Here is a 26,534-nt window from a genome sequence, read left to right as displayed (position 1 = left end):
GGGTCAGGGCGCGCTCTGCAGCTCCAGTCCGTGCGCGAGCGCGACGCCCTCGTTGGTGAGGCGGCCGGCCGTGGCGTTCAGGCCCTTCGCGAGCGCGGGGTCCGCGGCGAGCGCGTCCTGCCAGCCGAGGTCGGCGATGCGCACGGCGTAGGGCAGTGTCGCGTTCGTGAGCGCGGGCGTCGAGGTCGCGGGCACGGCACCCGGCATGTTCGCGACGCAGTAGTAGATGGCGTCGTGCACGCGGAAGGTCGGCTCGGCGTGCGTGGTCGGGCGCGAGCCCTCGAAGCATCCGCCCTGGTCGATGGCGATGTCCACGAGCACCGCGCCGGGCCGCATGCGCGAGACCATCTCGTCGGTGACGACCTTGGGTGCTGCGGCACCGGGCACGAGCACGGCACCGACGACGAGGTCGGCGTCGGCGACCTGACGCGCGATCTCGTACGGCGACGAGGCGAGCGTCTTGATGCGGTGGTCGTAGCGGGCGTCGAGCTCGCGAAGCTTCGGCAGCGAGATGTCGAACACGGTCACGTCGGCGCCGAGGCCGAGTGCGGTCGCGGCGGCCTGCTCCCCCGCGACGCCGCCGCCGATGACGACGACCTTCGCGGGCGTGGTGCCCGGAACGCCGGCGAGGAGGACGCCGCGACCTCCCTTCGACGCGAGCAGCTCGGCGGCACCGACCTGCGGCGCGAGACGGCCGGCGACCTCGCTCATGGGCGTGAGCAGCGGCAGCGAACGGTCGGCGAGCTGCACGGTCTCGTAGGCGATGGCGGTGACGCCGGAGTCGAGGATCGCACGCGTGAGCGGCAGGTCGGCGGCCAGGTGCAGGTAGGTGAAGAGCGTGAGGTCTTCGCGGAGGAACCCGTACTCGGACTCGATGGGCTCCTTCACCTTGAGCACGAGCTCGGCCGACCAGGCGTCGGCGGCGGTCGCGACGATCTCGGCACCGGCCGTGACGTACTCGTCGTCGGTGAACCCGGCACCGAGCCCTGCACCCGACTGGATGGCGACGCGGTGGCCGCGCAGCACGAGCGTGTGCACGCCGGCGGGGGTCATGGCGACGCGGAATTCGTTGTTCTTGATCTCAGCAGGCACGCCGATGTACATGGGGGCTCCGAACGATATGGGACTGTACCTCCGATTTTCGCCGCTTATGCGCCGGATCAAAAGAGTGACCGTACAGAATTCGCTAGCATGGCGATATCCGATGCGAATGTTCGAAAGGAGGCCACGCCATGAGCGATGCGCCGCACATCAGCACGACCGCGCAGGGCGCCGTCGTCGGCCCGGCCGACCTCGACGAGACCGACCGCGCGATCATCGTCCGGCTGCACGAGAACGCACGCATCCCGAACGTCGACCTCGCGCGGGCCGTCGGCATCTCGCCGTCGACGTGCCTGGCGCGCGTGCGCTCGCTCCGCGAACGCGGAGTCATCGTGCGCTACACCGCCGAGATCAACCCGATCGCGCTCGGCTTCACGCTGCAGGCGCTCGTGAGCGTGCGCATCCGCCCCGGCGCCCGGCACCTCATGGAGCAGATCTCCGACGAGCTGCGCCGCGAACCCGAGGTCGCGCAGCTCTTCTTCCTCGGCGGGACCGAGGACTTCCTGATCCACGTGCGCGTGCGCGACAGCGAGCACGTGCGGCAGTTCGTGCTGGAGAACCTGTCGGCCAACCCCGCCGTGGCCCTCACCGAGACGAACCTCGTGTTCGAGCACCACACCGCACTCTCGGCCGGGCTCCGCGCGGTGATCTGAGGGCGAGCACCCGAGGACGGATGCCGCGGCCGGTCGATCAGCGCACGGGCAGGATCTGCGACAGGTCGAGCCCGTCGGGCGACTCGAGCTGCTCGTACGTGCACGACGCGGCATCCCGATCGAGGCGCCACCGCTTGAACTGCGCCGTGTGGCGGATGCGATCGCCCTCCATCTGGCTGTAGCCGACCTCGACCACGAGTTCGGGGCGCAACGGCACGAACGAGAGGTTCTTGCCCGCCGACCACCGACTCACCGCGCCCGGCATCCGGCTGCCCTGCCCGTCCTGCGCGGCCCATTCGCCCCACGGATGCCGCGACAGGTCCTCTTCGACGTACGGCGCGAGCTCCTCGACGAGCTGGGCGCGGCGCGCCATCGAGAACGAGGCCGCGACACCGACGTGGTGCAGCCGGCCCTCGCCGTCGTAGAGGCCGAGCAGCAGGGAGCCCACGATGTCGCCCGTCTTGTGCCAGCGGAACCCGGCCACCACGCAGTCGGCCGTGCGCTCGTGCTTGACCTTGAACATCGTGCGCTTGTCGGGCAGGTAGGCGCCGTCGAGCGGCTTCGCGACCACGCCGTCGAGCCCTGCCCCCTCGTACCGCGTGAACCACTCGCGCGCCTCGGCGAGGTCGGCGGTCGCGGGGGTCACGAACACGGGGTCGGATGCCGCGGCGAGCGCGGTCTCGAGCAGTGCGCGTCGCTCGCCGAAGGGCCTCGCCATCAGGCCGTCATCGCCGAGCGCCAGCAGGTCGAACGCCACGAACGAGACCGGCGTCTGCTCCGAGAGCAGCTTCACCCGCGATGCGGCCGGGTGGATCCGCTGCTGCAGCGCGTCGAAGTCGAGGCGGCCGTCGCGCACGAGGATGATCTCGCCGTCGACGACGCACCGCTCGGGCAGGTTGGCGCGCAACGCCTCGACGAGTTCGGGGAAGTACCGCGTCATGGGCTTCTCGTTGCGGCTGCCGAGCTCGATCTCGTCGCCGTCGCGGAACACGATCGTGCGGAAGCCGTCCCACTTCGGTTCGACGTGCCCCACGTCGGGGATCTCCTTGACCGCCTTCGACAGCATGGGCGAGACAGGAGGCATCACCGGCAGATCCATCCACCCATCATGCTCCGTCTCGGGCCGTACGCACAGATCCGGGTGCGATGCGATCGACGGCCGCCGGCGGCATCCGAAGACCCGCAGGTCAAGCCCTCTGCAAGTCCGGGTTCATGGCGTATGGTCTATTGCGGTCGCCCCCGACGACGTGGCCGGCCAGAACGAGGAAACACATGTACCACCGCATCACCACCCCTGCGCCCGAGCGCACGAGCGCACGTCCATCCGCCGCACTCCCGCCCATCGGGCTCCCACCGATCGGGACCTGGTGGACGCTGCTCGATCGAGGGCTCCAGCGCGAGATCCTCGCGAACCCGACTGCTCCACTGCGCCCGTTCGTCGTGCGCCGCGTCTTCGAGCTCTGCGGACTCGGCATCGACGGGCCGCCCGTGCACGGTCTTCTTCTCGGCGCGAACGAGCGGGCGTACATCGCCGGCTGGGCTCACGCCGTCGACTGGACGTGATCCGCACGCGCTCGGCCACACGGAGCCACCCGGCCGGATTCACCGTCGACGGATGGTCTCACCGTGCCCCTGGAGGGACTCGAACCCCCAACCCTTTCCTTAGGACGGAACTGCTCTTCCATTGAGCTACAGAGGCTGACCGCAAAAGCCTACCCGAGTCGGTCAATCCGCCTGACCGTCGACCGGGGCGTGTACGCAGCCCGGCGGGTTCGAGTTGCCGCTCACCGCGAAGTCCTCGCACGTCAGGAAGTAGCGCTGGTTGGCGCCGAGCACGAAGCTCGCCACCGTGATCGCGGCGATCGCGGCGACGCCGATCGCGACCGTGCCACGGGAGAGTCCGTGACGGAAGTCCGGCCAGAAGATCCCGGCCATCACCCAGAGCGTGAACGGCACCCCCGCGATCGCCACGACGAACGCGAGCAGGTCGACGAGCCCGATCACGAGGTCGTCGCCGGCATCGGGCACGAACGACAGCACCAGCCAGAGCGTCGGCACCGAGAGCGCGATGAGGCGTCGGGTGCGGTGCGGGAACGGTCGCGGCTGGAACGCGACGACGAAGAAGGCGGCCGTCGCGGCGACCCAGACCATCAGGACCTGGTCGAAGAACAACTCGCCCCATGCGCCGAGCGTGAACGCCGGCCACCAGATCGACAGGCTCGCGGCGACGACCACGAGGCCGTGCATCGGTCGGCGAGCGCGAGAGCTCTCCGTCTCCTGCTCGTTCCGCCTGCTCATGGCCACCCCCTGTCCGCCATTGTGCCGAGGTGCTGCCTGGGGCGGGCGACGGCGCGCTGGCATCGCGGGTCGCGATAGCCTTTCCGACGGCGCGAGACGCGCCGACGACGGCAGGCCGCACGGCGGGCGCCACGACGAGCGGAGAACCATGAGCGGCGACGGCACGAGATTCTGGGTCGGCGCATCGACGGTCGGCGCACTCGGGTCGCCGGCTCGCGGCATCCGATCGCTGGATGTCTCCGCCGACGGCGCGGCCGTGTTGGGCGAACCGGTCGAGGTCGGCGCGAACCCGATGTACCTCGCGGTCTCCCCCGTGGGCGTGCTCGCCATCGTCCACGAACTCACCCAGGGCCGCGTCTCGACCTGGACCATCGACGGCGACACGGTTCACCCGTTCGGCGGCAGCGGTGCGACCGAGTCGGCCGACCCGTGCCACCTCGCGTTCGACCCGAGCGGCGGGTGGGTGTTCGCGGCCAACTACTCGGGCGGTCGGGTCACGGCGCACCGTGTGGTTCCGGATGCCGCGGCCGACGCCTCGCTGTCGTTCGCGTTCAGCGGCACCGGGCCCGACGCCTCACGGCAGGAGTCGCCCCACCCGCATCAGGTGGTGCTCGACGAGGCGCGATCGCGCCTGCTCGTGCCCGACCTCGGATCCGATCGCATCCGCGTCATCGGCCTCGACACCGCGTCGGGCGCGATCGCCCGCGCCGACGACGAGGCCGACGACATCACGCTGCACGCGGGCGCCGGCCCCCGCCATCTCGTGGTGCTCGGCGACGTCGCGATCGTGGCCAACGAACTCGATCGCACGGCCAGCGTGATCGACCTCGTCGACGGGCGCGAGACGGCGTGGTTCCCGGTCGACGACCGGGTCGCGCCGCGGGGGCTCGGGCTCTCGGCGATCCGGGCGACTCGCGCGGGAACGGTCGTCATCGGCGACCGCGACGCCGACGCACTGGTCGCGCTGCGGTTCGACGCCGACGCCCGCACGCTCGAGCGCGTGGCGTCGGTCGCGACGGGCGGCCGGCATCCGCGCGACCTGCATCTCACCCACGACGAGCGGTTCGCACTGGTGGCAGACCAGGCATCGGACTCGATCGCGGTCGTCGAACTCGTCGACGGCGTGCCGACCCGCGTGGTCTCGACCGTCACCACGCCCGCACCCGGCTGTCTCGCCCGGCTGCCCTGACCCGGGCACGACCGGCGACCCGTGACCGGTGACGCTCGGAACGACCGGCGACCGGCGACCGCGCACGCGCCGTCAGCGGAAGGCGGCTCAGTTGTAGCCGAGCACCACGATCGCGGACGTCGTCGGCGAGAGCTCGTCGACGAACGCGCTCTCCTCGAGTCGCGTCTCGTCCGAAGGTTGCGTCATCGCGGTCACCTGCCTCTGCGTGGGATGGTTCACCACGCTACGGGAGGTTCGCCCGGAGTTCACTGTCCGCGTCGTCCAACTTCGGATGCCGTCTTCGCCACATTGTCACAGTCTGCGACGGACGTCGGACTCACCCGGGCGGGTAGAGATACAGCGCCGCACCCTTGGCGATCGTGCGCCGGTGGTACGAGTGGTCGGAGTTCTGGTTGTACTCCTCGATGTTGACCGTGCCGTCGCCGTTGATCGACTGCACATAGGCCACGTGGTTGTACGGGAACCAGGCGACCGCCCCGACGACGGGCTCGCTGCTGGTCGGCCAGCCGTGCGACGCCCACTCGTCGGCCCAGGCGTAGGCGCTGCCCGAGGCGAGGTTGCCCCAGTCGTACTTCCAGGGCGCGCTCGTGACGCCGGCATCGCGGTTCAGGCGCCACGCGACGAAGTCCACGCATTCGCGGTAGTAGTACCGCAGGGGCGAGAGCCCTCCGCCGAAGTCGTCGGGGGTCTGGTCCCACCAGGGGTAGTCGTCGCCCTCGGCCTTGACCGTGTAGATCGCGTAGCTGCCGGATCCGCGGGAGGCGAGCTCGGCGGCCCAGGCCGACTGCGCCGCCTGCTCCTCGGAGCGGGCCGCCTCATCGATCTCGGCCTTCGTGGTGACCGCATAGGCGTCGGACGAGACGGGAGCGCCGCTGGCCACGGCCGAGACGTCGAGGTCCTGCGCCTCGGCCACCGCGAAGCTGAACGCGCCCGAGGGCTGGAAGAGGTCGCCGCCCGGCATGAACGCGTAGGCGGGCATGGCGACCGTGCCGAAGATCGCGGGCACCACGAGCAACGTCGCAGCCACCCGTGCCGGTCCGATACGGCGCACGTTCGCGGGCTTGCGGATCGCGCTCGGCGAGGTCGGCGCGCCGGCCGGGTTCGTCGGAACGGAGGCGGATGCCGCGGCGCTGCGGCGCGATCCACGGGGCGCAGTGCGGGCTCCGCCGCGCTCGCGGCCGGCGGACGACGAACGACGCGCTGCGGCCGACTCGGCCGCGCGCCGTTGCGAGCGCGACGGCTGCTCGGCGTGGTCTTCGTGCAAAGTCGATCCTCCGGACACCGCCCGGCCAGTCGGCTCGGGTCGTGTTGACGTGCGAGGTCACGCGGCGGGGTGCTCCGGCGACTCGTTCCACCTTAGGGGAAAGGGTCGCCGAAAGTCATCTCGCGGTCAGGATGCCGCGAACGCCGGACTACGGCGCCGCGGCGATCCACGTTCGGGTCACGCTGCTGTGGAGAGGTACTCGTCCCACTGCGGCAGCGTGCGCTCGAACCCGCGCACGACCCAACTCCGCCCATGCGGCATGCGCGGCGTGAAGCGGAGCTCCCAGCCCATCTCGGCCGGCGTGTGGTCGCTCTTGATGTTGTTGCAGCGCAGGCAGCACGCGACGAGGTTCTCCCACGTGTCCCGCCCGCCGCGCGAGCGCGGCAGCACGTGGTCGATGGTCGCGGCCGAACGCCCGCAGTACGCGCAGCGGTGCTCGTCGCGTCGCAGCACGCCGCGTCGGCTCACGGGTACGGCGTGCACGCGCGGCGTGCGCACGTATCTCGTGAGGATGATCACGCTCGGTCTCTGCCACGACCCGCTGGCGGCGCAGACGGGGTTGCCCTCGTCGTGCTGGATCACGGTCGCCTTCTGGTTCATCACCAGCAGCAGGGCTCTCTTGAACGAGATGACGGCCAGGGGTTCATAGCCGGCGTTGAGCACGAGGGTGCGCATGGAGTGCCTTTCGATCGGGGCTGGATGGCTTCCAGCCGCGTGAACGGGTCGACGCTCCGACGGCGCTGCGGCCGCTCGATGGCACGGGTGGGGCGGATGCCGGTGGCCGCCGAGATGCACCCCGAAAACGCAGAACGGGCACCGTCATGAAGACAGTGCCCGTCGAAACGTCGGCTCGTGCGGTACTCGGCTGACTACTGCGCCGTTGGTGGAATTGCGCGCGCGCATCCGTGGAATGGATGCTGCGCGTGCGAACCATCGGCGTTCTCCTCGCCCGGATCTCGGATCGTCAGAGCTTCAGGCTACGGCATGAACGCCGCGGAGGGGCATCCCTCCGCGGCGTTCACAGGCCGTGTCACCCGATGTTCACCGATCAGATGCCGATGCGGACGATGTAGTAGTCGCTCGTCCAGATGGGCTGCACGCGCACCGAGGCACCCTCGTAGGGCGCGTGCAGGATCATGCCGTTGCCGGCGTAGAAGCCGTCGTGCCCAGGCATGATGACGAGGTCGCCGGGCCGCGCGTCGGCCTCGGAGATCCGGGTGCCCATGGCGCCCTGTCCCGCGGAGGAGTGGGGCATGCCGATGCCGAACTGCGCGTAGACGTACATGACGAAGCCCGAGCAGTCGAAGCCGGCGGGCGTCGCACCGCCGTAGACGTACGGCGTGCCGATGTACTGCGTGGCGACGTTGTACACGCTGCCGAGGTCGTAGCTCGGGAACGGCGGGTTCGCGAGGAAGTCGCCGACCGAGGGTCCGCTGTACGACGCGGCGTACGAGGTCATCGCCGTCTGCGCGGCGACGCGGGCGGCCTCGGCCGCCTCGGCCTGGCGCTGCGCTTCGGCCGCGGCCTCGATCTCCACGGCGGTGACGGCCGCGAAGCCGTCCTTCGTGACCGGGGCGGCGATGACGTCGTCGGCGACCTCGACGGACTGGGCCTGGGCCTTCGTCATCCGGGTCTCGGCGCTCGTCGCGAACTGCGGCCCGGTGCTGCCGGGCGCGAAGGCGTAGGCGGGGATCGCGATGGTGCCGACGATGCCGGCGGCGATCGTCATGACGGCCACGTTCGCGACGCCGCCGCGGCGGAGCCGACGCGTCGACGCGAGCGGCCGCGCGGCGACGGCCGGCGCGACGGAGTTCTTGGGTTCTGGGCTGACGCTCGGGACGACGGCCTTCGAAACGGTGCCCCGCTTCGGTGACGTGAAACGGCGGCGTGGGGTGAATCGAGCCAAATCGGGTTCCTCCACCGCCCCACGAAGTCGGGACTCCGTCTCACCTGGTGCGCTCGAGGCGCGTCTTCGTCCTGAACCGGGCGGTGAGTGCCGAGGGGCGATCCCGATCCTGGTCCGACGACCGGCTTCGTGCCGTCGAACTCGACCGAGAATACGCGAGGGATGCCCGAATGTCACATTCCGATCACGGTTGGCCGGGATCTCTTGCGAACTCTCAGGTTCATTCCGCGTTCATTCCGCGACGAAGATGTGCCCTGCGACCTCGTTGGGAAGCTCGAGTGCGCCCTCGACGCCCTCGACCTCGACGGCGACGTATCCGCCGCTGCGCGTGAAGGTCGCCGACGCCCCCGGCATGATGCCCGCCTGCTTGAGCTGGAGCAGCAGTTCGGGATCGAACTGCACGGGCTCGCCGAGGCGGCGAACGACGCCGCGGAGCGCGGTGTCGCGGTCGGCGATGGCGTCGGTCACGCGCACGACACCCGACATGAAGGGGTCGGCCGGCTCGAGTCCGAGCTCTTCGAGACCCGGGATCGGGTTGCCGTACGGAGACTCCTTCGGCTCGCCGAGGATCTCGATGAGCCGACGCTCGACCTGCTCGCTCATGACATGCTCCCAGCGGCATGCCTCGTCGTGCACGTACTCCCACTCGAGTCCGATGACGTCGGCGAGCAGGCGTTCGGCGAGGCGGTGCTTGCGCATGACGTGCACGGCCTTGCTGCGACCCTCGGCCGTGAGTTCGAGGTGACGGTCGTCGGAGACGACCACGAGCCCGTCGCGCTCCATGCGCGCCACCGTCTGCGAGACGGTCGGGCCGGAGTGGCCGAGGCGCTCGGAGATGCGGGCGCGAAGCGGCACGATGTGCTCTTCTTCGAGGTCGAGAATGGTCCGGAGGTACATCTCCGTCGTATCGATGAGATCGGTCACCAGCAAACCCTCCTGTCGCAGCCCGTCATCAAGCCTAGCCCGCTGCGGAGGCTCGATAGACTTCGTCGCATGCCGAGCATCGTGATCCCCAGCGACCTCCTGCCCGCCGACGGACGATTCGGCTGCGGCCCCTCCAAGGTCCGCCCCGAACAGCTGGCGCACCTCGCCGCCGAAGGCCCCGCCCTGCTCGGCACCTCGCACCGCCAGGCGCCCGTCAAGAACCTCGTCGGCCGCGTCCGCTCCGGCCTCTCCGAGCTGTTCTCGCTGCCCGACGGCTACGAGGTCGTGCTCGGCAACGGCGGCTCCACCGCATTCTGGGATGCCGCGGCATCCGGCCTCATCGAACGCCGCGCGCAGCTCAGCGCCTTCGGAGAGTTCGGTCAGAAGTTCGCCGGCGCCGCGGCCGCCCCGTGGCTCGAGGCACCCGATGTGCGCAAGGCGCCCGCCGGCACGCGATCGAACCCCGAGCCCGTCGAGGGCGTCGACGTGTACGCGTGGCCGCACAACGAGACGTCCACCGGAGTCATGGCCCCGGTGAAGCGGGTCGACGGCGACGCGGGCGCGCTCACCGTCATCGACGCGACGAGCGCCGCGGGCGGCGTGGCCGTCGACCCGACCGAGTTCGACGTCTACTACTTCGCACCGCAGAAGAACTTCGCCTCCGACGGCGGCATCTGGTTCGCGCTCTTCTCCCCCGCCGCGATCGAGCGGGTCGAGCGCATCGCGGCGACCGACCGCTACATCCCCGAGTTCCTCTCGCTGAAGAACGCGGTCGACAACTCGCGCCTGAACCAGACGCTGAACACACCTGCCCTCGCGACCCTGCTGCTCCTCGAGAACCAGCTCGAGTGGATGAACACGTCGGGCGGTCTGGCGTGGGCCGATGCGCGAACGCGCGAGTCCTCGTCGGTGCTCTACGACTGGGCGGCGGCCTCGCCGGTCGCGACCCCGTTCGTCGCCGACCCGGCCGACCGGTCGCAGGTCGTCGTCACGATCGACTTCGATGAGACGACGGATGCCGCGCGCATCGCGTCGATCCTCCGCGAGAACGGCATCGTCGACACCGAGCCGTACCGCAAGCTCGGCCGCAACCAGCTGCGCGTCGCGACGTTCACCGCGATCGAGCCCGATGACGTCCGCGCGCTCACGGCCTCGATCGATTACGTGCTCGAGCAGATCGGCTGACGCCCGTGCGGCTCTGGCTCGCCGAGTCGGAGCGCCGGCCCGATCCGGCGCCCGCCCGGGCCGACGCGCGCAAGGCGGTGCTCGCGGGCACCGCCCTGTGGCTCATCGCGCTCGTGCTGTGCCTGCTCCTGCGCGACATGCTCGCGGCCGCCGGACTGGCGTGGCTGACCTGGGCGTGCGCCGTCGGCGTGCTGCTCGGCGTCGGCGCCCTGGCCGTGGTGCAGGCGATCAGACGCCGACACCCGCGTCAGAGCGCGGGCGCCTCGCGCTGATCGTCGTCGGTGTCGCCTGACTCCTCGTCGTCGTCTGACTCGTCGTCGTCTGACTCGTCGAAGGCCTCCGATGCGTCCTCGTCGAGATGGTCGTCGTGCTCATCGTCGTCGAGGTGGTCGTCGTGCTCATCGTCGTCGAGGTGGTCGTCCTCTTCGATGTGGTCGTCGTCCTCGTATTCGTCGTCGGCGTCGATCTCGAGCTCTTCGGAGGCATCGTCGAACTCGACGTCGTCGAGTTCGTCGGCCTCGGGCTCCTCGCCCGCGGCACGGGCCGCGGCCACAGCGACCGCCTGCGCAGCGCGGTAGTCGGCCAGTCGCTCCGACCACGGCACCCAGGCCGGCGCGAGCAGCGCACGCTCGCCCGGCATGAGCTGCGTCTCGAGGATCGTGGGATCGTCGTCGTCGACGCGCACGAGCGTGACACTCCAGTGCCAGCCCGGGTAGCCGGACATGTCGGAGGCGAAGTGCAGCGTCAGCACGTGCTCGTCTTCGGCGATGTGGCCGATGACGGATCCGACGGTTTCGGGCGCCGTGGTCTCGAGGAGCGCGCGGCGGGCGAGGTCGACCGAGGCGAGCAGCACCGGGTCGGGCTCGAAGATCACGGGCTCGGCCTCGGGCTCGACGTCATCGGCCTGCTCGGCATCGGCCTGCTCGTCGCCTGCCTGCTCGCCGCCTGCCTGCTCGTCATCGGACGCGGGAACGAGGTCGGGCGCCGTCTCGGCCTCGACCACGTCGACGGGCGCGACGGGTTCGGACACCGACTCCGCGGCATCCGTCTCGGGCTCGGTGAACTCAGGCATCCAGATCGTCTGCCACCTTGCGCAGCACGGTTGCGACCATGCGCGCCTTGGACTTCTCGGGGTAGCGACCCCGTCGCAGGTCTGCGCCGATCGAGTCGAGCAGCTTGACGACGTCTTCGATGATGATCGCCATGTCGTCGGCGGGCTTGCGGTTGATCTTCGCGAGGCTCACGGGGGCATCGAGCACGCGCACCGAGAGCGCCTGCGCGCCGCGCTTGCCCTCGGCGAGACCGAACTCGAGTCGGCTGCCCGCGCGCACGGTCGCACCGGCGGGAAGAGCGGATGCGTGGAGGAAGACCTCCTGGCCGTCATCGGAGCTGATGAAGCCGAACCCCTTCTCCTCGTCGTAGAACTTGACCTTGCCGGTGGGCATCGTGGAAACCTCGCTCGTGTCGTGGAAGGCGCGCTGAAGGTCGCACGCCGCGTACATGCCAGTCTAGAGTCCCGCCCCGCTCGGGCGGTGCGCTGCCCTATCCTTGCAGAGTGAGCGAAACCCAGCAGTCCGGCAGTCAGCGCATCGAACGCATCCTGGCGTACATGTTCACGGGCCTGGTGATGCTCTCGGTCGCCGCGTTCATCGCCGTGCTCATCGCGACCATGGCCGGCGTCGCCGAGAACGACGGGTTCAGCCAAGGCGTCTGGCCGATCGTGATCATGCTGCCGTGGTTCGGGCTCCCGCTCGCGTTCCTCCTGCTCATCGCCCTGTTCATCGTGCACGCCGTGAACCGCTCGCGCACCGCGCGGGCCCAGACGAACTGATCGGAGACGATGCTCGAACTCGCCGCGCGACTCCGCACGCTGCCCCGAACCGACCTCGAGGCGGCCCTGGCGACGCGCGAGTTCGACGCCTCGGGCATCCGTGATCTCTTCGATCTCGCCGAGGCGCTGCTCTCGCCCGATTCGCTCGACCACGTCGTGTCGCGTCTCGACCGCCCCCGGCTCGCGGTGCTCGCGGCCACCGCGACGCTGACCGCCGATCACACGGGCACCACGGTCGAGGCCATCGCCGATGAGCTCGCCCGCCTGGGTGGCTCCAGCGAGCTCGTCGCGGCGACGCCGCTGCTCGTGGGGCGTCTCGGCGACTCCCTGATCCTCGTGGTCGACGCGCAGCGCGTGCATCTGCCGGTCGCGGTCGCCTCGCGGCTCGCCGTGCGCATGGAACGCGACATCCCGGATGCCGCCGAGCTGGCCGCGCCCGCCCCGCCAGTGCTCGTCGGGGTCGACGACGTCGACCGCACCCTGCTCGATCGTCGAGCCGCCGAGACCGCGTACGCGACGGTCGCGGCGACCGCCGAACTCCTCGCCGCCGTCGGCAACCAGCCGGCCCGGGAGCTTGCGAAGGGCGGACTGACCCTCCCCGACTCGAAGCGACTGTCCGAAGCCTGCGGCATCGACCTCGAGGCCCTGCCCCGCCTGTTCCACCGTGCCGACGAGGCCGGTCTCGTGCTCCGCGACGGCGCCTACTGGCTCGAGTCCGACATCGGCGCCGACTGGGCGCAGCTGGGTTCGACCGACCGCTGGCAGCGGCTCGCCGAGCAGTGGCTCGCGCGCATCCCGCCGTCGCTGCGCGAACTCGTCGCCCGGCGCAGCGAGTCGATCTCGGCGACCGATCTTCGCGACGACGTGCGCTGGTTGTACCCCGCGGGCGGCAAGTGGCTCGACGACGGCCTCGACCGGCTCGTCGACGACGCCGAGGCGCTCGGTCTGGCCGTGGCGGGCGAACCAGTGGAGTCGGGTCGGCTCGTGCTCACGGGCGACGTGCAGCGGGCCGCCGGCTTGCTGTCCGCACACTTCCCGGCTCAGGTCGCCAAGGTGTACGTGCAGCACGACCTCAGCATCGTCTCGCCCGGCCCCCTCGAGCCGGCGCTCGACGCGCGCCTGCGAGGCTTCGCCGACGTCGAGGGGCGCGACCTCGCCTCGACGTACCGCGTGAGCGCGGCATCCGTGAATCGCGGTCTCGCGGCGGGCGAATCGGCCGAGTCGATCCTCGAGTTCCTCGGCGAGCTCTCGCTCACCGGCATCCCGCAGCCCGTGGCCTACCTCGTGGGCGAAGCCGCCCGCCGCTTCGGCAGTGTGCGCGTGGCATCCGCCGCCGACGCCGATCTGCCGGCGCGCACGGTCGTGCGCTCCGACGACGATCAGCTCATCGGCACGCTCGCCGTCGACCAGACGTTGAACGCCGTCGGGCTCCGCCAGGTCGGCCAGCACCGCCTGCTCTCGCGGTTCGCGCCCGATGTCGTGTTCTGGGCCCTCGCCGATGCGAGGTACCCGGTCGCCGCCGAAGACCGCGACGGCACGATCGTGCGCCTGCGCCGGCACCATCTCGCGCAGTCGCCGACGCCGGCACCCGCGACCGACCCCGTGGCCGCCATGCTCGACAAACTGCTCGCGAAGCACGACGACGACGCGACCGACGAGGTCGCCTGGCTCTCGAGGCAGCTCGAGGCCGCCGCCAGGGCGAAGGAGACGCTCACCGTCACGGTGCGCATGCCGGGCGGCACGACGGCCGACTACCTCCTCGCACCGGCGAGCGTCGCCAACGGTCGACTGCGCGCCCGCGATCGCAAGGCCGACATCGAGCGAACGTTGCCGCTGTCGGCGATCGCGGCGGTCGCGCCTGCGCCGTCGAGCGTCTGATCGGGCGAATCCGCCCCCGTCGGCGTTGCACCCGAGAACCGGGCGTAGACTCGATGGCTATGTCAGACGGCCCCCTCATCGTGCAGAGCGACCGCACCGTGCTGTTGGAGGTGGCGCACCCCCTCGCAGAGGACGCGCGCCACGACCTCGCGGTGTTCGCCGAACTCGAGCGCGCACCCGAGCACGTGCACACGTACCGCATCACGCGCCTCGGGCTCTGGAACGCAAGGGCCGCCGGCCACACGTCCGACGACATGCTGGGCACCCTCGAGCGCTACGCGAAGTTCCCCGTGCCGCAGACCGTGTCGGTCGACATGCGCGAGACCGTCTCCCGCTACGGACGGCTCATCGTCGACCGCACCGACGACGGCGCGCTGCGACTGCGCTCCGACGACCTCGCTGTGCTCACCGAGGTCGCGAACGCCAAGCGCATCGCACCGCTGCTGACCGAGCGCATCGACGACACGGGCTTCCTCGTCGAGGCGTGGGCCAGGGGCGCCCTCAAGCAGGAGTTGGTCAAGCTCGGCTGGCCCGCCGAAGACCTCGCCGGGTACACGCCGGGCACCCCGCACCAGATCGACCTCGACGAATCGGGCTGGAACCTGCGCGACTACCAGCAGAAGGCCGTCGACAACTTCTTCGACGGCGGTTCGGGCGTCGTGGTCCTTCCCTGCGGCGCCGGCAAGACCCTCGTGGGCGCGGGCGCCATGGCGACGGCGAAGACGACGACGCTCATCCTCGTCACGAACACGGTCTCCGCACGACAGTGGCGCGACGAGCTGCTGAAGCGCACGTCGCTCACGGCCGACGAGATCGGCGAGTACTCCGGACAGGTGAAGGAGGTCAAGCCGGTCACGATCGCGACCTACCAGATCCTCACCGCGAAGCGGAAGGGAGAGTACGCCCACCTCGCGCTGCTCGACGCCCTCGACTGGGGCCTCGTGGTCTACGACGAGGTGCACCTGCTCCCCGCACCCGTGTTCAAGCTGACCGCCGAGCTGCAGGCCCGCCGACGGCTCGGCCTCACCGCGACCCTCGTGCGTGAAGACGGCCGGGAGGGCGACGTCTTCAGCCTCATCGGCCCCAAGCGGTTCGACGCGCCCTGGAAGGAGATCGAGGCGCAGGGCTTCATCTCCCCCGCGGCCTGCTACGAGGTGCGCATCGACCTGCCGCAGTCCGAACGACTCGCGTACGCGGCATCCGCCGATGACGAGCGCTACCGCCTCGCAGCGACCGCGCCCGCGAAGCTCGAGGTCGTGAAGGAGCTCGTGGCCAAGCACCGCGGCGAGCGCATCCTCGTCATCGGCCAGTACCTCGATCAGATCGACGAGCTCGCCGACGCCCTCGGCGCCCCGAAGCTGACCGGTGCGACGCCCGTCGACGAGCGCGAACGCCTCTTCCAGGAGTTCCGGGAGGGCACCACGCAGGTGCTCGTCGTGTCGAAGGTCGCGAACTTCTCGGTCGACCTTCCCGAGGCGACCGTGGCGATCCAGGTCTCCGGCTCGTACGGCTCCCGTCAGGAGGAGGCCCAGCGTCTCGGACGCCTGCTGCGACCCAAGGAGTCCGGTCTCACCGCCAACTTCTACACGCTCGTCGCGCGCGACACCGTCGACCAGGACTTCGCGCAGAACCGCCAGCGGTTCCTCGCCGAGCAGGGCTACAGCTATACGATCCTCGACGCGCACGCGCTCGAAGCGGCCTGACGCACTGCGCGCGTCGAGTCAGCCGCGCGCGTAGCGCAGCAGCAGCAGGTCGCCCGCACGCATCGCATGCACCAGCCGCATCGAGCGGGCCCTCTCGTGGGCGCCCTGCACGATGCGACCGGCCGCGCCGCCCACGAGCATCGGACTGAGCGAGAGGCAGACCTCGTCGACCAGGTCGGCGTCGAGCAGCGCCCCGAACAGGTGCGGGCCGCCTTCGCAGAGCACCTGGGCGAGCCCGAGCGCACCGAGCTGCCGTTGCGCCTCGGCGAGGTCGACCGCGCCGTCGCCGCACACGACCACGTCGGCGACCTCGGCGAGCGCCGCACGCCGACCCTCCGGGGCTGCGGCGTGGGTCACCACGATCGGTCGGGTCACGGCCCGGTCGAAGAACGGATGCCGCGGGTCGAGGTCGAGCCGCGACGAGACCACGGCGATGCGGGGCTGGTCGCCGAGTCCGCGCGAACGCCGCCACGCGGCATCCGCCGGCTCGACCGAGAGCCCGCCGTACCCCTCGGCTCGCACCGTGCCCGCCCCGACGAGCACGACGTCGGCCAGCGTGCGCATGACCTGCATCGCGAGCCGGTCGCCGGCGTCGCCGAGGCCGCCGCTGCGGTCGTCGACGGTGACCGCGCCGTCGATGCTCGCGACGAAGTTCATGCGGATGCGAGCCGACCCGCGGTTCGGCAGCGCGTAGGCCGCGAGCAGCTGCTCGCGTTCGACGGCCGGCTCGCCGGTCACCGGTTGTGCTCCAGGAAGACCGGCTCGCGCCATCCCTCGATCGCCTCGATCATGCGCATCGCGTCGACCGTCTCGCGCACGTTGTGCACGCGCACGATGCGGGCGCCGCGCAGCACGCAGTAGACGGCCGCGGCGATGGACCCCTCGACGCGCTGCGAGCGGTCGCGGCGCCCGAGGCTCTCGCCGACGAAGTCCTTGTTCGACAGCGCGACGAGTGTGGGATACCCGATGGCGACGATCTCGTCGAGCCGGCGGGTGAGTTCGAGCGAATCGAGCGTGTGCTTGTTCAGGTCGTGACCCGGATCGATGATGATGCGATCGGATGCGACGCCCGCCGCCTCGGCGCGCGCAATCCGCTCGCGCAGGTAGTCGGCGACCTCGAGCACGACATCGCCGTACCGCGGCGACGGCAGCGGCGTCCGCGGTGTCGCGAGGCTGTGCGTGACGACCACCGAAGCCCCGGTCTCGGCGAGGACCGCCGCCATGCCCGGATCGCTCAGGCCCGTGGTGTCGTTGATCACGTGCGCCCCAGCGGCGATCGCCGCCCTGGCGACCTCGGCGTGGAACGTGTCGACCGAGATGACCGCGCCGGCATCGGCGAGCGCCGCGACCACGGGCACGACCCGTTCGATCTCCTCGGCCACCGGCACCGGCGGGCCGGGTGCGAACTTCGCGCCGCCGATGTCGATCCAGTCGGCGCCATCGGCGATCGCCCGTCGCCCGGCCGCGACCGCGGCGTCGAGCGCATCGGTGCGACCCCGGTCGTAGAAGGAGTCGGGCGTGCGGTTCACGATCGCCATCACCGCGACCTCGCGAGCGAAGTCGAACGTGCGCGGGCCGATGGTGCGGACCATCGCTCGGGCCGCGGGCGTCGTCGCCTGATGCCCGGTCGCCGCTTCAGCGGAGGACGCGGTCGTCACGAGGCGTCCCCGGCGAGCGCGTCGAGCGGCACCGACGGGTCGGCGAGTTCGTCGCGCGAGACCACCCGCCCCGACCTGATCAACCGTTGCACCTGCTCGTTCACGTCCCACACGTTGACGTTCATGCCGGCCACGACGCGACCGTCGGCCGCGAGCCAGAAGACGATGCCCTGCCGCTCGGTGTCGGCCGCGAACGCCGCGGTGAGGGGCACGTCGCCGCGCACGACGAGCTCGGCGCCGGCCGCGAGGTCTCCGTAGCCCGAATACTCCATGCCGAGGTCGTACTGGTCGGTGAAGAAGTACGGCAGCTCGTCGAAGACGACCGGCTCGCCGGCGAGCGCGCGGCCGGCCGCGGCCCCGCTCGCCAGCGCGTTCGCCCAGTGCTCGACGCGCAGGTGCCGCTCGAGCACGGGGTTCCAGACCGAGGCCACGTCGCCGGCGGCGAACACGTCGGCCGCACTCGTGCGGAACGAGGCATCGGTCACGATGCCGTCATCGACGCGCAGGCCGGCGGATGTCGCGAGCTCGACGTTCGGGATCGCGCCGATGCCGAACACCACCAGGTCGGCCTCGATCTGCTCACCGGTGCCGAGCACGACCGCAGCGACCTTGCCCCGCTCGCCCCGGAGTGCCGTGACGGCCGCCCCACCGCGGATCACGACGCCGTGCTGCTCGTGCAGCCCCCGGAACATGCTGCCGACACCTCGACCGATCGCGGCTTCGAGGGGCTCCTCGCCCCGGACGACGACGGTCACCTCGTTGCCGTAGCCGCGCGCGGCCGCCGCGACCTCGAGACCGATCCAGCCGCCGCCGACCACCACGACCCGCCGGTCGCCGCGGCGGAGCGCCGTGCGCAACCTCGTCGAATCGGGCAGCGTGCGGAGCACGTGCACCCCGCCGACTCCGGCACCGGGACCGGTGAACCGGCGCGGGCGCGCACCCGTCGCGAGCAGCAGCCGGTCGTAGTCGAGCGTGGCGTGCACGCCGTCCGCGCCCTCGACCTCGACCGTGTGCGCCGCTGGATCGAGTGCGACCGCGCTCGTGCCGAGCCGCAGGTCGATGCCGTGCCGCCCGTACCAGCGGCGATCGTGCGGGTAGACGCTGCTCGCGGCATCCGACCCGTTCAGGTAGCCCTTCGAGAGCGGCGGTCGCTCATGCGGCGGGCGGCGCTCGTCGGCGACGACCACGACCTCGCCGTCGAAGCCCGCCTCGCGGACCGAATCCACCGCCGAAGCCGCTGTCAGACCGCCGCCGACCACGACCACTCGCTCATGTGAGGCCATAGGCCAAGTGTTCCATTCGGCGCACGGATTTCACGACCCTCGAAGAATGTTCAGGAAAGTTCCAGCCAGTGCGCAGAAGATGGTCAACATGAGCGATGGACCACGCATTCTCATCGTCGATGACGAGCCCAACATCCGCGACCTGCTGACCACGAGCCTCCGCTTCGCCGGCTTCGCCGTGCGAGCGGTCGGCAACGGCGCCCAGACGATCTCGGCGGTCCTCGAAGAGGAACCCGACCTGATCATCCTCGACGTCATGCTGCCCGACATGAACGGCTTCGGCGTCACCAAACGCCTGCGTTCGGCCGGCTACACGGCGCCGATCCTGTTCCTCACGGCGAAGGACGACACCGAAGACAAGATCACGGGTCTGACGGTCGGCGGCGACGACTACGTCACCAAGCCGTTCAGCCTCGACGAGATCGTCGCGCGCATCAAGGCCATCCTGCGCCGCACGATGCACGCCGAAGAAGATGCCGTCATCCGCACCGGCGAGCTCGTCATGGATCAGGACACCCACGAGGTGCTCGTGAGCGACGTGCCCGTCGAGCTCTCCCCCACCGAGTTCAAGCTGCTGCGCTACCTCATGCTGAACCCGAACCGGGTGCTCTCGAAGGCGCAGATCCTCGACCACGTCTGGGAGTACGACTTCAACGGCGACGCCGGCATCGTCGAGAGCTACATCTCCTACCTGCGGCGAAAGCTCGACCAGCACTCGACCGAGCCGCTGATCCAGACGAAGCGCGGGTTCGGGTACATGCTGAAGTCCTCGGCCTCCAAGCCCTGACTCAGGGTCCACCACTTAGACTCGCCCCGCTATGCATCAGACGATCTCCGAGCGGTGGAACCGCATCTCGCTGCGCACCAAGATCACCGGTGTGACGGTCCTGATGCTGACCCTCGGCCTGCTCGTCTCGGGCATCGGCACGGCGGCCATGCTGCGCTCGTACGTCGAGGATCAGATGTCGGCGAAGCTCGGCGGCATCGCGGGCGGCAGCCTCGACAAGTACTTTACCGACGACGGAACTGATTCCGCGCCCAGCAATGACTCCCGCTCGTTCTCCGACAACGATCAGGTGTTCGTGGCCGTCTACGACGCCGCGACCGGCATGCGCGACGGCACCAACTGGGACGACCGGTCGATCGAGGACCTTCCGCGCATCCCCGAGACGCTGACGCAGGCCGAGGTCAACGCGATCAATTCGCAGAGCTCCGGCAAGTACACGGTGTTCGAGCTGAAGGACGCCGACGGCAACAAGACGTTCAGAGCGGTCACGGCACTCATGGTCGCCGACCAGCACGGCGTCTACTCGCCGATCATCATCGCGATCTCGTCGAAGGACACCGAGTCGCTCATCGCCGTGTACCTCACGATCTTCCTCGGGTTCGGCATCGGCGTGGTGCTCGTGGGCGCCCTACTCACGCGCATGCTCGTGACGACCACCTTCACGCCGCTCCGCGAGGTCGAGGCCACGGCGGCGGCCATCGCCGACGGAGACTTCAGCCAACGCCTCGGCGGCGCGACCCCGAACACCGAGGTCGGTCGGCTGAACCGGTCGCTGAACACCATGCTCAACCGCATCGACCGCGCATTCCGCGACCGAGCACGAACGATCGACCAGATGCGTCGCTTCGTCGGCGACGCGTCGCACGAACTCCGCACTCCGCTCGTCTCCGTCCGCGGCTACGCGGAGCTGTACCGCATGGGCGCCCTGCAGACCCCCGAGGACGTCGCCCAGGCGATGGAGCGCATCGAGAAGGAGGCCATCCGCATGGGCGGCCTGGTCGAGGACCTCCTCGCGCTCGCCCGGCTCGACGAGGCGAAGCCGCTCGAGCTCGCCGAGGTCGATCTGGTGCCGCTCGCGCGGGACGCGGCCCTCGACGCCATGGCCGCGCACCCCGGTCGAACCATCACCGTCACGACCCCCGACGATCTCGTCGCAGCGGATGTCGCGGCCGCGCCGCCCGGCAGCACGCCGGCCCTCGGCGGGTCGGCGCCCGATCGCCCGGCCACCGGCGCGATCTCCTTCGCCGGGGCGACGCTCGCGCGCCTGCGCAACCGACGTCCGCGCACGACCGATCCCGCGAACTCCGGCGGACGACGGGTCGTCGCCGTCCCGCCCGAGGACTCCCCATCGAAGCGCCCGCCCGGCACTTCGGGCGCCGGGCCGAAGGGTTCGGGCGCCTCGACGAGCCGCCCGCCCGAGGCCGTGCGCAATGGTGTCCAGCAGGCCGTCGTCCTCGCGGAGGAGAACAAGATCCGCCAGGTCATCACGAACCTCATGGGCAACGCCATGCGGTTCACCGCTGAAGACAGCCCAGTCGACATCCATGTCAGCGCGGATCCCGCAACCGAGCGAGCCATGATCCAGATCGTGGACCACGGCGAGGGCATCCCCCCGCAGATCCGCGAGAAGATCTTCCAGCGGTTCTGGCGCGCCGACACGTCCCGCACCCGCGAGACCGGCGGCTCCGGGCTGGGGCTCGCGATCGTGTCCTCGATCGTCGCGGCCCACAACGGCGCGGTCGACGTCGTCGAGACGCCGGGCGGCGGCGCCACGTTCCGGGTTCTCCTGCCGCTCGCGGGCAGCGCGGCCGCGCCTCAGTCGGTGTCTTCCGACTGACCGCCGCCCCGCGTCGTCGACCACTCGTCCTCCACATCGGTGCACCGCACGACCGAGTGCAGCGTGCTCGGTCGAACCGCGGTTCCTGCGTGGGTGACGCCCTACGTTTGCGGCATCAACCGAACGAAGGGACCCCATGTCGAGTTACCACGTCGATGCCGCGCAAGTCTCCGCAGCGACCCAAACCGTGAAGGGCACCATCGGCCGCATCCAGTCCGAGGTGTCCTCGCTCCTCGGCCAGCTCACCGGCCTGCAGTCCTCCTGGTCGGGCCAGGCCGCCACGGCGTTCCAGGGTGCCGTCTCCGATTGGCGCGCCACCCAGCTCCAGGTCGAGCAGAGCCTCGACGGGCTCAATCAGGCCCTGGGTGTCGCGGCGACGCAGTACGCCGAGGCCGAGCAGGCCAACGCCCGTCTCTTCCTGCGCTGACCTCTCCTGCTCGGTGACGCATCCGCACATCCGCACACGGCCCAGACGTCGCGCACACGCACGAACGACGTCCGCGCGCACGACGAAGGGCGCCTCCGAGACGGAGGCGCCCTTCGCGCTGATCAGGCCGTGACGGCCGAGGATCGGTTCGGACTGGGTCTCGATACGACCGGCCGGTAGGGCCGGTCACTCGACCCTGACCATCGCGGAGCTACGCTCCGCTCAAGGTCAGAAGTCCATGCCACCCGTGGGGTCGCCGGCCGGAACCGGGTTCTTCTCGGGCTTGTCGGCGACGACGGCCTCGGTGGTGAGGAACAGGCCGGCGATCGACGCTGCGTTGAGCAGAGCCGAGCGGGTGACCTTCACCGGGTCGTTGATGCCGGCGGCCAGCATGTCGACGTACTCGCCGGTCGCGGCGTTGAGGCCCTGGCCGACGGGGAGGTTGCGCACGCGGTCGACCACGACGCCCGGCTCGAGGCCGGCGTTGAGGGCGATCTGCTTGAGCGGAGCGTCGATCGCGACCTTGACGATGTTCGCACCGGTCGCCTCGTCGCCCGTGAGCTCGAGCTTCTCGAACGCGGTCTTGCCGGCCTGGATGAGGGCGACGCCACCACCGGCGACGATGCCCTCTTCGACGGCTGCCTTCGCGTTGCGGACGGCGTCCTCGATGCGGTGCTTGCGCTCCTTGAGCTCGACCTCGGTGGCCGCGCCCGCCTTGATGACGGCGACGCCGCCGGCCAGCTTCGCGAGGCGCTCCTGGAGCTTCTCGCGGTCGTAGTCGGAGTCGGTGTTCTCGATCTCGGCGCGGATCTGCGCGACGCGACCGGCGATGGCCTCCTCGTCACCGGCACCCTCGACGATGGTCGTCTCGTCCTTGGTGATGATGACCTTGCGGGCCTGGCCGAGCAGGTCGAGGGTGACGTTCTCGAGCTTGAGACCGACCTCCTCGGAGATGACCTGGCCGCCGGTGAGGATCGCGATGTCCTGCAGCTGCGCCTTGCGACGGTCGCCGAAGCCAGGGGCCTTGACGGCGACCGACTTGAAGATGCCGCGGATCTTGTTCACGATGAGGGTCGCGAGGGCTTCGCCGTCGACGTCCTCGGCGATGATGAGGAGCTGCTTGCCGGTCTGGATGACCTTGTCGACGATCGGCAGGAGGTCCTTGATGTTCGAGACCTTGCCGTTGACGATCAGGATGTAGGGGTCTTCGAAGACCGCTTCCTGGCGCTCGGGGTCGGTGACGAAGTACGCCGACAGGTAGCCCTTGTCGAAGCGCATGCCCTCGGTGAGCTCGAGCTCGGTGCCGAAGGTGTTCGACTCCTCGACGGTGACGACGCCTTCCTTGCCGACCTTGTCGATGGCCTCGGCGATCAGGGCGCCGATCTCGAGGTCACCGGCGGAGATGGACGCGGTGGCGGCGATCTCCTCCTTGGTCTCGACCTCCTTGGCGTTGGCGACGAGCTCGGCGGTCACAGCGGCGACGGCCTTCTCGATGCCGCGCTTGAGCGAGATGGGGTCGGCGCCTGCGGCGACGTTGCGGAGGCCCTCGCGCACGAGCGCCTGGGCGAGCACGACCGAGGTCGTGGTGCCGTCACCGGCGACGTCGTCGGTCTTCTTGGCGACCTCCTTGACGAGCTCGGCGCCGATCTTCTCGTACGGGTCGTCGAGCTCGATCTCCTTGGCGATCGACACGCCGTCGTTCGTGATGGTGGGGGCGCCCCACTTCTTCTCGAGCACGACGTTGCGACCGCGCGGGCCGAGGGTCACCTTGACCGCGTCGGCGAGCGTGTTGAGGCCACGCTCGAGACCGCGGCGGGCCTCCTCGTTGAAAGCAATGATCTTTGCCATGTGTGTTTCTCGTCCCTTCTCGGACGTCTCAAAGATTCTTGTTAGCACTCGATTCGAATGAGTGCTAAATCAATTCTGGCACTCGACCGCCACGAGTGCAAGCGAGGGGGCGACGGCCCCTGCCGCCCTGCCCGCGCGTTCGCTCAGGGCGCGAACGTCACCGATCCGGTCGTCGGCACGAGCTCGATCCACGTGTTGCCCGGCGCCAGTCGCAACGGCGCGCCGTTGTCGGCCGTGAACACGATCGGCGCCTCGCGGGCGCCCTTCGACCACGTGCCGTGCGCGGTACGCCCGGCCACCGAGATCCACGCCTCGCCGGCGCCGACCATCACGGTCTTCGGCACCTCGCCGTACTGCCAGTCGATGTCGACCCGCATGGTCACGACGTTCACCGCGTGCACCTGTGCACCCGCGTCGTCGAGGTCGGGCGCGCCCTCCTGCGACCTGAGCCAGACGGATGCCGCGGCATCCCACGTCCACGACGGGAACCGCTCCTCCGAGAAGACCTGCGAGATCGTCGTCGTCGGCGTTGCCGCGAGCGCAGGATCGGCGAGCGGATCCGTGCCGCCGTACACGAACTGCACCGGCGGCGGGGCGAGCGCGGCGTTGCGGCTCAGCGCCTCCTCCGCGTCGAGGATCACGTCGTGCGGGCCGGGTCGCTCATCGGCCCTCGAGAAGAGGCCGGTGTCGTCGTAGTCGAAGACGAGGTTCACGAGCGGGGTCGCCTGCATCATCTCGACGAAGATCTCCTGACCGCCCGAGTACGCGATCATGCCGCCGAACGGCGTCGCGATATCTGGGTCCATGGGTCGGATCGAGCGCACGGGCCCGATCTCGGGGGGCATGTCCGAGTGCCAGATCGCCACGTACCGCGTGAGGCCGCCCTCGACGAGCTCCTCGAACACGATGTCGGTGCGGTTCAGCGCGACCTGCGGTCGCGCCTCCTCGTGATTGTCGATCTTCGCGGCGATCGACGGATGCTGCATCGCGGCCCAGTCGGCCCGGGTGCCCCGCAGCGGCGCGAACGCGAGGGCCATCGGCGTGGCCGACTCACCGATCGGTCGGGCGTCGGCCGTCGGCGTGGGTGACGGGGTGGCGACGAACGGCGCATCGGCGCTGCATCCGACGAATAGGAGGGCGGATGCCGCGAGCAGCACGAACCGCGCCTGCCGCCTTCCGGCAGAACCGCCCCGCCTCGCCATGCGCACAGCCAACCACCGCCACGCGCGCCGAACGGTGCGACGCGCCGAGCCACGAGCTGCGGCATCCGCGACCCGGACCGGGGCGGAAGACGACGATGCGCCGCCGGCGTTGGGCGGGCGGCGCATCGATCACGCGTCTCAGGCGGGGCGGACGGCCTCGGCCTGCGGGCCCTTCGACCCCGTGCCGACCTCGAACACGACCGCCTGGCCCTCTTCGAGGACCTTGTACCCGGTCATGTCGATCGCGGAGTAGTGGACGAACACGTCCTGGCCTCCGTCGACGGTGATGAACCCGTAGCCCTTTTCAGCGTTGAACCACTTGACGGTTCCGTTCGCCATGCGTTGCTCCCAAATAGCCGTGTGTCGATCAGCACGTGCGTCTCGCCTGTACCGGGCCTCCGCTTCGTGCCGACCGGCACCGAGGGTGGTGCCGGGTTGCACGGATTCGAGCGACCAATTCCAGATACTAATGACGCGGGTCTGCCCAGGAGAAGGGGTGGAACGCCCCGAAATGTCGCGGAATGGCAACGATTCGCGCGAGGTCGGCAGACGTCAGCCGGCCACGCTCTCGGCGTAGTCGGAGCCGACGACGAGCACGAGCGGCGTGCCGATCTCGCCGAACTTCGCGTCGAGGCGCACGTCGGCGCCGGGGATCGCCTGCGCGACACCGCGGGCCGCGCCCTCGAGGTCGGCGCTGGCGTAGTACACGACCGTGTCCTTGAGGTCGCTCTCGCTCGCGTTCGCGGTGGCCCCCACGGGTACGCCCGCGGCGGTCAACGCATCGGCCGCCGTGGCCGCGAGTCCGCTCGTCTCGGTGCCGTTCAGCACGGTCACCGGCACATCGGGCGCGATCGTCGGCTCGGCGGTGACGACCGGCGCCGCCGAAGGCGTCGGCGCGGCCTGCGAGAAGTCGAGGCGGTCGTTCGCGACCACGACCGCGCCGATGCCGAGTCCCGTCAGCACCACGGTCGCGAGCGCGGCCCAGCCGAAGGCGATCCAGCGCGCCCCCCGCCGCTGCGGCGCCCGGTGGGCGCCGACGCGCTCGATGCCGTGCGGGATGGTGTCGAAGCGGTCTCGAGGAGAGTTCTGCGCCATGGGTCCAGTCGGGGGTCGGGGCCGGCTCAGTCGAGCGTGCGGCCGTTCGAGAGTGAGCGGCGGGCCCGGGTCGCCGCCCGTGCGTCGCGCAGTCGTTGCAGGCGCTTGACCAGCATCGGGTCGTACCGGAGTGCCGCCGGCGAGTCGATCAGCTCTCCGAGGATCCGATAGTAGCGGGCCGCGGACATGTCGAACTCGTCGCGGATGCCCTCGGCCTTCGCCCCCGGCTGCTGCCATGCATGCGCCTCGAAGGCGAGCACGCGGACGGCGAGGTCGTCGAGCCGGGCGGTCGGCTCGTCGCGCGAGGTCCGGTCGAGACTCATCGTGCACCTCCCGCGGCGACGGCGTCGCCTTCGCGTCACATCCTAGGGATGCCTCGCCGTGAGGGTGCCGAGCGTCTGCGGCGTGTGTGTGCGCGGCCCGTGCAGACCTGCGACGATGGAGGCATCCGCAGTTCTGGAGGGA

The 26,534-nt window shown here is 70.3% G+C and carries 28 protein-coding genes and 1 tRNA gene; 11 read left to right on the top strand and 18 right to left on the bottom strand.

Going from position 1 to position 26,534, the window contains the following annotated elements:
• Positions 1-3: 3 nt before the first annotated feature.
• Positions 4-1,104, bottom strand: a complete 1,101-nt coding sequence (gene ald / locus ATC03_RS06425; RefSeq protein WP_067874547.1) for an alanine dehydrogenase — start codon at positions 1,102-1,104, stop codon at positions 4-6.
• 128 nt (positions 1,105-1,232) lie between these two features.
• Between ald and ATC03_RS06420 the strand changes: the two genes are divergently transcribed.
• Entirely contained in the window at positions 1,233-1,754 is a 522-nt protein-coding gene (locus ATC03_RS06420; protein WP_067874546.1) for an Lrp/AsnC family transcriptional regulator, read from the top strand.
• A 37-nt stretch (positions 1,755-1,791) separates the two neighbouring features.
• On the opposite strand, the gene ATC03_RS06415 is transcribed toward ATC03_RS06420, so the two are convergent.
• Positions 1,792-2,853: an ATP-dependent DNA ligase gene (locus ATC03_RS06415; protein ID WP_067874545.1), complete on the bottom strand. Its 1,062-nt coding sequence runs from the start codon at positions 2,851-2,853 to the stop codon at positions 1,792-1,794.
• Between the two features lie 173 nt (positions 2,854-3,026).
• Between ATC03_RS06415 and ATC03_RS06410 the strand changes: the two genes are divergently transcribed.
• On the top strand, positions 3,027-3,317 hold the full coding sequence (locus ATC03_RS06410) for a hypothetical protein (RefSeq protein WP_067874543.1): 291 nt from the start codon (positions 3,027-3,029) through the stop codon (positions 3,315-3,317).
• Positions 3,318-3,381: 64 nt separating this feature from the next.
• Here ATC03_RS06410 and ATC03_RS06405 read toward each other — a convergent pair.
• Both ATC03_RS06405 and ATC03_RS06400 read right to left on the bottom strand, forming a co-directional pair.
• Positions 3,382-3,453 (bottom strand) — tRNA-Arg (locus ATC03_RS06405).
• A gap of 26 nt (positions 3,454-3,479) precedes the next feature.
• Positions 3,480-4,052, bottom strand: a complete 573-nt coding sequence (locus ATC03_RS06400; protein WP_227820248.1) for a hypothetical protein — start codon at positions 4,050-4,052, stop codon at positions 3,480-3,482.
• A gap of 148 nt (positions 4,053-4,200) precedes the next feature.
• On the opposite strand from ATC03_RS06400, the gene ATC03_RS06395 reads away from it, so the two are divergent.
• A complete protein-coding gene (locus ATC03_RS06395; RefSeq protein ID WP_067874540.1) occupies positions 4,201-5,241 on the top strand; it encodes a lactonase family protein in 1,041 nt (346 codons plus the stop codon).
• A 316-nt stretch (positions 5,242-5,557) separates the two neighbouring features.
• On the opposite strand, the gene ATC03_RS06390 is transcribed toward ATC03_RS06395, so the two are convergent.
• The 4 genes from ATC03_RS06390 to ATC03_RS06375 all read right to left on the bottom strand — a co-directional run bounded on the left by ATC03_RS06390 (position 5,558) and on the right by ATC03_RS06375 (position 9,335).
• Positions 5,558-6,505, bottom strand: a complete 948-nt coding sequence (locus tag ATC03_RS06390; RefSeq protein WP_067874537.1) for a CHAP domain-containing protein — start codon at positions 6,503-6,505, stop codon at positions 5,558-5,560.
• 177 nt (positions 6,506-6,682) lie between these two features.
• Complete coding sequence (locus tag ATC03_RS06385; RefSeq protein ID WP_055856330.1) at positions 6,683-7,180, bottom strand: HNH endonuclease; 498 nt, start codon at positions 7,178-7,180, stop codon at positions 6,683-6,685.
• Between the two features lie 373 nt (positions 7,181-7,553).
• The gene (locus ATC03_RS20800; protein ID WP_084003698.1) at positions 7,554-8,234 is read right to left on the bottom strand and encodes a C40 family peptidase; all 681 of its coding nucleotides are present in this window, start codon (positions 8,232-8,234) and stop codon (positions 7,554-7,556) included.
• Positions 8,235-8,642: 408 nt separating this feature from the next.
• On the bottom strand, positions 8,643-9,335 hold the full coding sequence (locus ATC03_RS06375) for a metal-dependent transcriptional regulator (protein WP_067874530.1): 693 nt from the start codon (positions 9,333-9,335) through the stop codon (positions 8,643-8,645).
• A gap of 69 nt (positions 9,336-9,404) precedes the next feature.
• Between ATC03_RS06375 and serC the strand changes: the two genes are divergently transcribed.
• Together serC and ATC03_RS06365 are read left to right on the top strand one after the other, a co-directional pair.
• Positions 9,405-10,520 carry a phosphoserine transaminase gene (gene serC, locus ATC03_RS06370; RefSeq protein ID WP_067874527.1) on the top strand — a complete coding sequence of 372 codons (1,116 nt, stop codon included), beginning with the start codon at positions 9,405-9,407 and terminating at the stop codon, positions 10,518-10,520.
• Between the two features lie 5 nt (positions 10,521-10,525).
• Complete coding sequence (locus ATC03_RS06365) at positions 10,526-10,792, top strand: DUF2530 domain-containing protein (protein WP_067874524.1); 267 nt, start codon at positions 10,526-10,528, stop codon at positions 10,790-10,792.
• Here the strand turns inward: ATC03_RS06365 and ATC03_RS06360 are convergent.
• Both ATC03_RS06360 and ATC03_RS06355 read right to left on the bottom strand, forming a co-directional pair.
• Positions 10,768-11,592 (bottom strand): DUF3027 domain-containing protein, encoded by an 825-nt coding sequence (locus tag ATC03_RS06360; RefSeq protein ID WP_084003340.1) that lies wholly within the window; start codon positions 11,590-11,592, stop codon positions 10,768-10,770. The genes ATC03_RS06365 and ATC03_RS06360 overlap by 25 nt on opposite strands.
• On the bottom strand, positions 11,585-11,965 hold the full coding sequence (locus ATC03_RS06355) for a cold-shock protein (RefSeq protein WP_067881610.1): 381 nt from the start codon (positions 11,963-11,965) through the stop codon (positions 11,585-11,587). Before ATC03_RS06355 ends, ATC03_RS06360 begins: the two co-directional genes overlap by 8 nt.
• Positions 11,966-12,075: 110 nt before the next feature.
• Here ATC03_RS06355 and ATC03_RS06350 point away from each other — a divergent pair, with 110 nt between their 5' ends.
• From ATC03_RS06350 to ATC03_RS06340, 3 genes are read left to right on the top strand one after another with little or no spacing between them, the layout of a single operon-like run.
• The gene (locus tag ATC03_RS06350) at positions 12,076-12,351 is read left to right on the top strand and encodes a hypothetical protein (protein WP_067874521.1); all 276 of its coding nucleotides are present in this window, start codon (positions 12,076-12,078) and stop codon (positions 12,349-12,351) included.
• Positions 12,352-12,360: 9 nt separating this feature from the next.
• A complete protein-coding gene (locus ATC03_RS06345) occupies positions 12,361-14,229 on the top strand; it encodes a helicase-associated domain-containing protein (protein ID WP_067874519.1) in 1,869 nt (622 codons plus the stop codon).
• Positions 14,230-14,288: 59 nt separating this feature from the next.
• Entirely contained in the window at positions 14,289-15,932 is a 1,644-nt protein-coding gene (locus ATC03_RS06340) for a DNA repair helicase XPB (protein WP_067874514.1), read from the top strand.
• Between the two features lie 18 nt (positions 15,933-15,950).
• Here ATC03_RS06340 and ATC03_RS06335 read toward each other — a convergent pair whose 3' ends face one another.
• From ATC03_RS06335 to ATC03_RS06325, 3 genes are all read right to left on the bottom strand, one after another.
• Positions 15,951-16,670: a pyrimidine reductase family protein gene (locus tag ATC03_RS06335; protein WP_161490324.1), complete on the bottom strand. Its 720-nt coding sequence runs from the start codon at positions 16,668-16,670 to the stop codon at positions 15,951-15,953.
• Positions 16,667-17,524, bottom strand: coding sequence for a dihydropteroate synthase (folP, locus tag ATC03_RS06330; RefSeq protein ID WP_067874508.1), 858 nt, complete (start codon positions 17,522-17,524; stop codon positions 16,667-16,669). Before folP ends, ATC03_RS06335 begins: the two co-directional genes overlap by 4 nt.
• 62 nt (positions 17,525-17,586) lie before the next feature.
• Positions 17,587-18,873 (bottom strand): NAD(P)/FAD-dependent oxidoreductase, encoded by a 1,287-nt coding sequence (locus ATC03_RS06325; RefSeq protein ID WP_067874505.1) that lies wholly within the window; start codon positions 18,871-18,873, stop codon positions 17,587-17,589.
• An 88-nt stretch (positions 18,874-18,961) separates the two neighbouring features.
• Here ATC03_RS06325 and ATC03_RS06320 point away from each other — a divergent pair, with 88 nt between their 5' ends.
• The 3 genes from ATC03_RS06320 (at position 18,962) to ATC03_RS06310 (ending at position 21,924) form a co-directional block, all read left to right on the top strand.
• Complete coding sequence (locus ATC03_RS06320) at positions 18,962-19,660, top strand: response regulator transcription factor (RefSeq protein WP_067881607.1); 699 nt, start codon at positions 18,962-18,964, stop codon at positions 19,658-19,660.
• Positions 19,661-19,691: 31 nt separating this feature from the next.
• Positions 19,692-21,497, top strand: coding sequence for a sensor histidine kinase (locus tag ATC03_RS06315; RefSeq protein ID WP_067874502.1), 1,806 nt, complete (start codon positions 19,692-19,694; stop codon positions 21,495-21,497).
• 136 nt (positions 21,498-21,633) lie between these two features.
• On the top strand, positions 21,634-21,924 hold the full coding sequence (locus ATC03_RS06310) for a WXG100 family type VII secretion target (RefSeq protein ID WP_067874500.1): 291 nt from the start codon (positions 21,634-21,636) through the stop codon (positions 21,922-21,924).
• 228 nt (positions 21,925-22,152) lie between these two features.
• Here the strand turns inward: ATC03_RS06310 and groL are convergent, their stop codons facing one another.
• The 5 genes from groL to ATC03_RS06285 all read right to left on the bottom strand — a co-directional run bounded on the left by groL (position 22,153) and on the right by ATC03_RS06285 (position 26,392).
• Entirely contained in the window at positions 22,153-23,772 is a 1,620-nt protein-coding gene (groL, locus tag ATC03_RS06305; RefSeq protein ID WP_067874498.1) for a chaperonin GroEL, read from the bottom strand.
• Positions 23,773-23,915: 143 nt separating this feature from the next.
• Positions 23,916-24,974 carry a DUF3048 domain-containing protein gene (locus ATC03_RS06300; protein WP_161490323.1) on the bottom strand — a complete coding sequence of 353 codons (1,059 nt, stop codon included), beginning with the start codon at positions 24,972-24,974 and terminating at the stop codon, positions 23,916-23,918.
• Between the two features lie 138 nt (positions 24,975-25,112).
• Positions 25,113-25,313 (bottom strand): cold-shock protein, encoded by a 201-nt coding sequence (locus ATC03_RS06295; protein WP_067874495.1) that lies wholly within the window; start codon positions 25,311-25,313, stop codon positions 25,113-25,115.
• Positions 25,314-25,526: 213 nt separating this feature from the next.
• Positions 25,527-26,069, bottom strand: coding sequence for a LytR C-terminal domain-containing protein (locus ATC03_RS06290; protein WP_067874493.1), 543 nt, complete (start codon positions 26,067-26,069; stop codon positions 25,527-25,529).
• A gap of 26 nt (positions 26,070-26,095) precedes the next feature.
• Entirely contained in the window at positions 26,096-26,392 is a 297-nt protein-coding gene (locus ATC03_RS06285) for a DUF3263 domain-containing protein (protein WP_067874491.1), read from the bottom strand.
• Positions 26,393-26,534: the final 142 nt, after the last annotated feature.

This window comes from Agromyces aureus (assembly GCF_001660485.1).
Taxonomy (GTDB): Bacteria; Actinomycetota; Actinomycetes; order Actinomycetales; family Microbacteriaceae; genus Agromyces; species Agromyces aureus.
The sequence above is the reverse complement of the archived record's forward strand: the minus strand, read 5'-3'. Positions and strand labels throughout refer to the sequence as shown.

Bases quoted from the DNA above. Each gene is read 5' to 3' on its own strand.
- ATC03_RS06285 (WP_067874491.1), bottom strand. From the start codon at position 26,392: ATGAGTCTCGACCGGACCTCGCGCGACGAGCCGACCGCCCGGCTCGAC.
- ATC03_RS06325 (WP_067874505.1), bottom strand. From the start codon at position 18,873: ATGGCCTCACATGAGCGAGTGGTCGTGGTCGGCGGCGGTCTGACAGCG.
- ald (WP_067874547.1), bottom strand. From the start codon at position 1,104: ATGTACATCGGCGTGCCTGCTGAGATCAAGAACAACGAATTCCGCGTC.
- serC (WP_067874527.1), top strand. From the start codon at position 9,405: ATGCCGAGCATCGTGATCCCCAGCGACCTCCTGCCCGCCGACGGACGA.
- ATC03_RS06400 (WP_227820248.1), bottom strand. From the start codon at position 4,052: ATGAGCAGGCGGAACGAGCAGGAGACGGAGAGCTCTCGCGCTCGCCGA.
- ATC03_RS06360 (WP_084003340.1), bottom strand. From the start codon at position 11,592: ATGCCTGAGTTCACCGAGCCCGAGACGGATGCCGCGGAGTCGGTGTCC.
- ATC03_RS20800 (WP_084003698.1), bottom strand. From the start codon at position 8,234: ATGACGATCGCCGCCGGCATCGTCGGCACCATCGCGATCCCCGCCTAC.
- ATC03_RS06290 (WP_067874493.1), bottom strand. From the start codon at position 26,069: ATGGCGCAGAACTCTCCTCGAGACCGCTTCGACACCATCCCGCACGGC.
- ATC03_RS06315 (WP_067874502.1), top strand. From the start codon at position 19,692: ATGCATCAGACGATCTCCGAGCGGTGGAACCGCATCTCGCTGCGCACC.
- ATC03_RS06420 (WP_067874546.1), top strand. From the start codon at position 1,233: ATGAGCGATGCGCCGCACATCAGCACGACCGCGCAGGGCGCCGTCGTC.
- groL (WP_067874498.1), bottom strand. From the start codon at position 23,772: ATGGCAAAGATCATTGCTTTCAACGAGGAGGCCCGCCGCGGTCTCGAG.
- ATC03_RS06340 (WP_067874514.1), top strand. From the start codon at position 14,289: ATGTCAGACGGCCCCCTCATCGTGCAGAGCGACCGCACCGTGCTGTTG.
- ATC03_RS06385 (WP_055856330.1), bottom strand. From the start codon at position 7,180: ATGCGCACCCTCGTGCTCAACGCCGGCTATGAACCCCTGGCCGTCATC.
- ATC03_RS06345 (WP_067874519.1), top strand. From the start codon at position 12,361: ATGCTCGAACTCGCCGCGCGACTCCGCACGCTGCCCCGAACCGACCTC.
- ATC03_RS06320 (WP_067881607.1), top strand. From the start codon at position 18,962: ATGAGCGATGGACCACGCATTCTCATCGTCGATGACGAGCCCAACATC.
- ATC03_RS06415 (WP_067874545.1), bottom strand. From the start codon at position 2,853: ATGGATCTGCCGGTGATGCCTCCTGTCTCGCCCATGCTGTCGAAGGCG.
- ATC03_RS06310 (WP_067874500.1), top strand. From the start codon at position 21,634: ATGTCGAGTTACCACGTCGATGCCGCGCAAGTCTCCGCAGCGACCCAA.
- ATC03_RS06300 (WP_161490323.1), bottom strand. From the start codon at position 24,974: ATGGCGAGGCGGGGCGGTTCTGCCGGAAGGCGGCAGGCGCGGTTCGTG.
- ATC03_RS06295 (WP_067874495.1), bottom strand. From the start codon at position 25,313: ATGGCGAACGGAACCGTCAAGTGGTTCAACGCTGAAAAGGGCTACGGG.
- folP (WP_067874508.1), bottom strand. From the start codon at position 17,524: ATGGTCCGCACCATCGGCCCGCGCACGTTCGACTTCGCTCGCGAGGTC.
- ATC03_RS06355 (WP_067881610.1), bottom strand. From the start codon at position 11,965: ATGCCCACCGGCAAGGTCAAGTTCTACGACGAGGAGAAGGGGTTCGGC.
- ATC03_RS06410 (WP_067874543.1), top strand. From the start codon at position 3,027: ATGTACCACCGCATCACCACCCCTGCGCCCGAGCGCACGAGCGCACGT.
- ATC03_RS06395 (WP_067874540.1), top strand. From the start codon at position 4,201: ATGAGCGGCGACGGCACGAGATTCTGGGTCGGCGCATCGACGGTCGGC.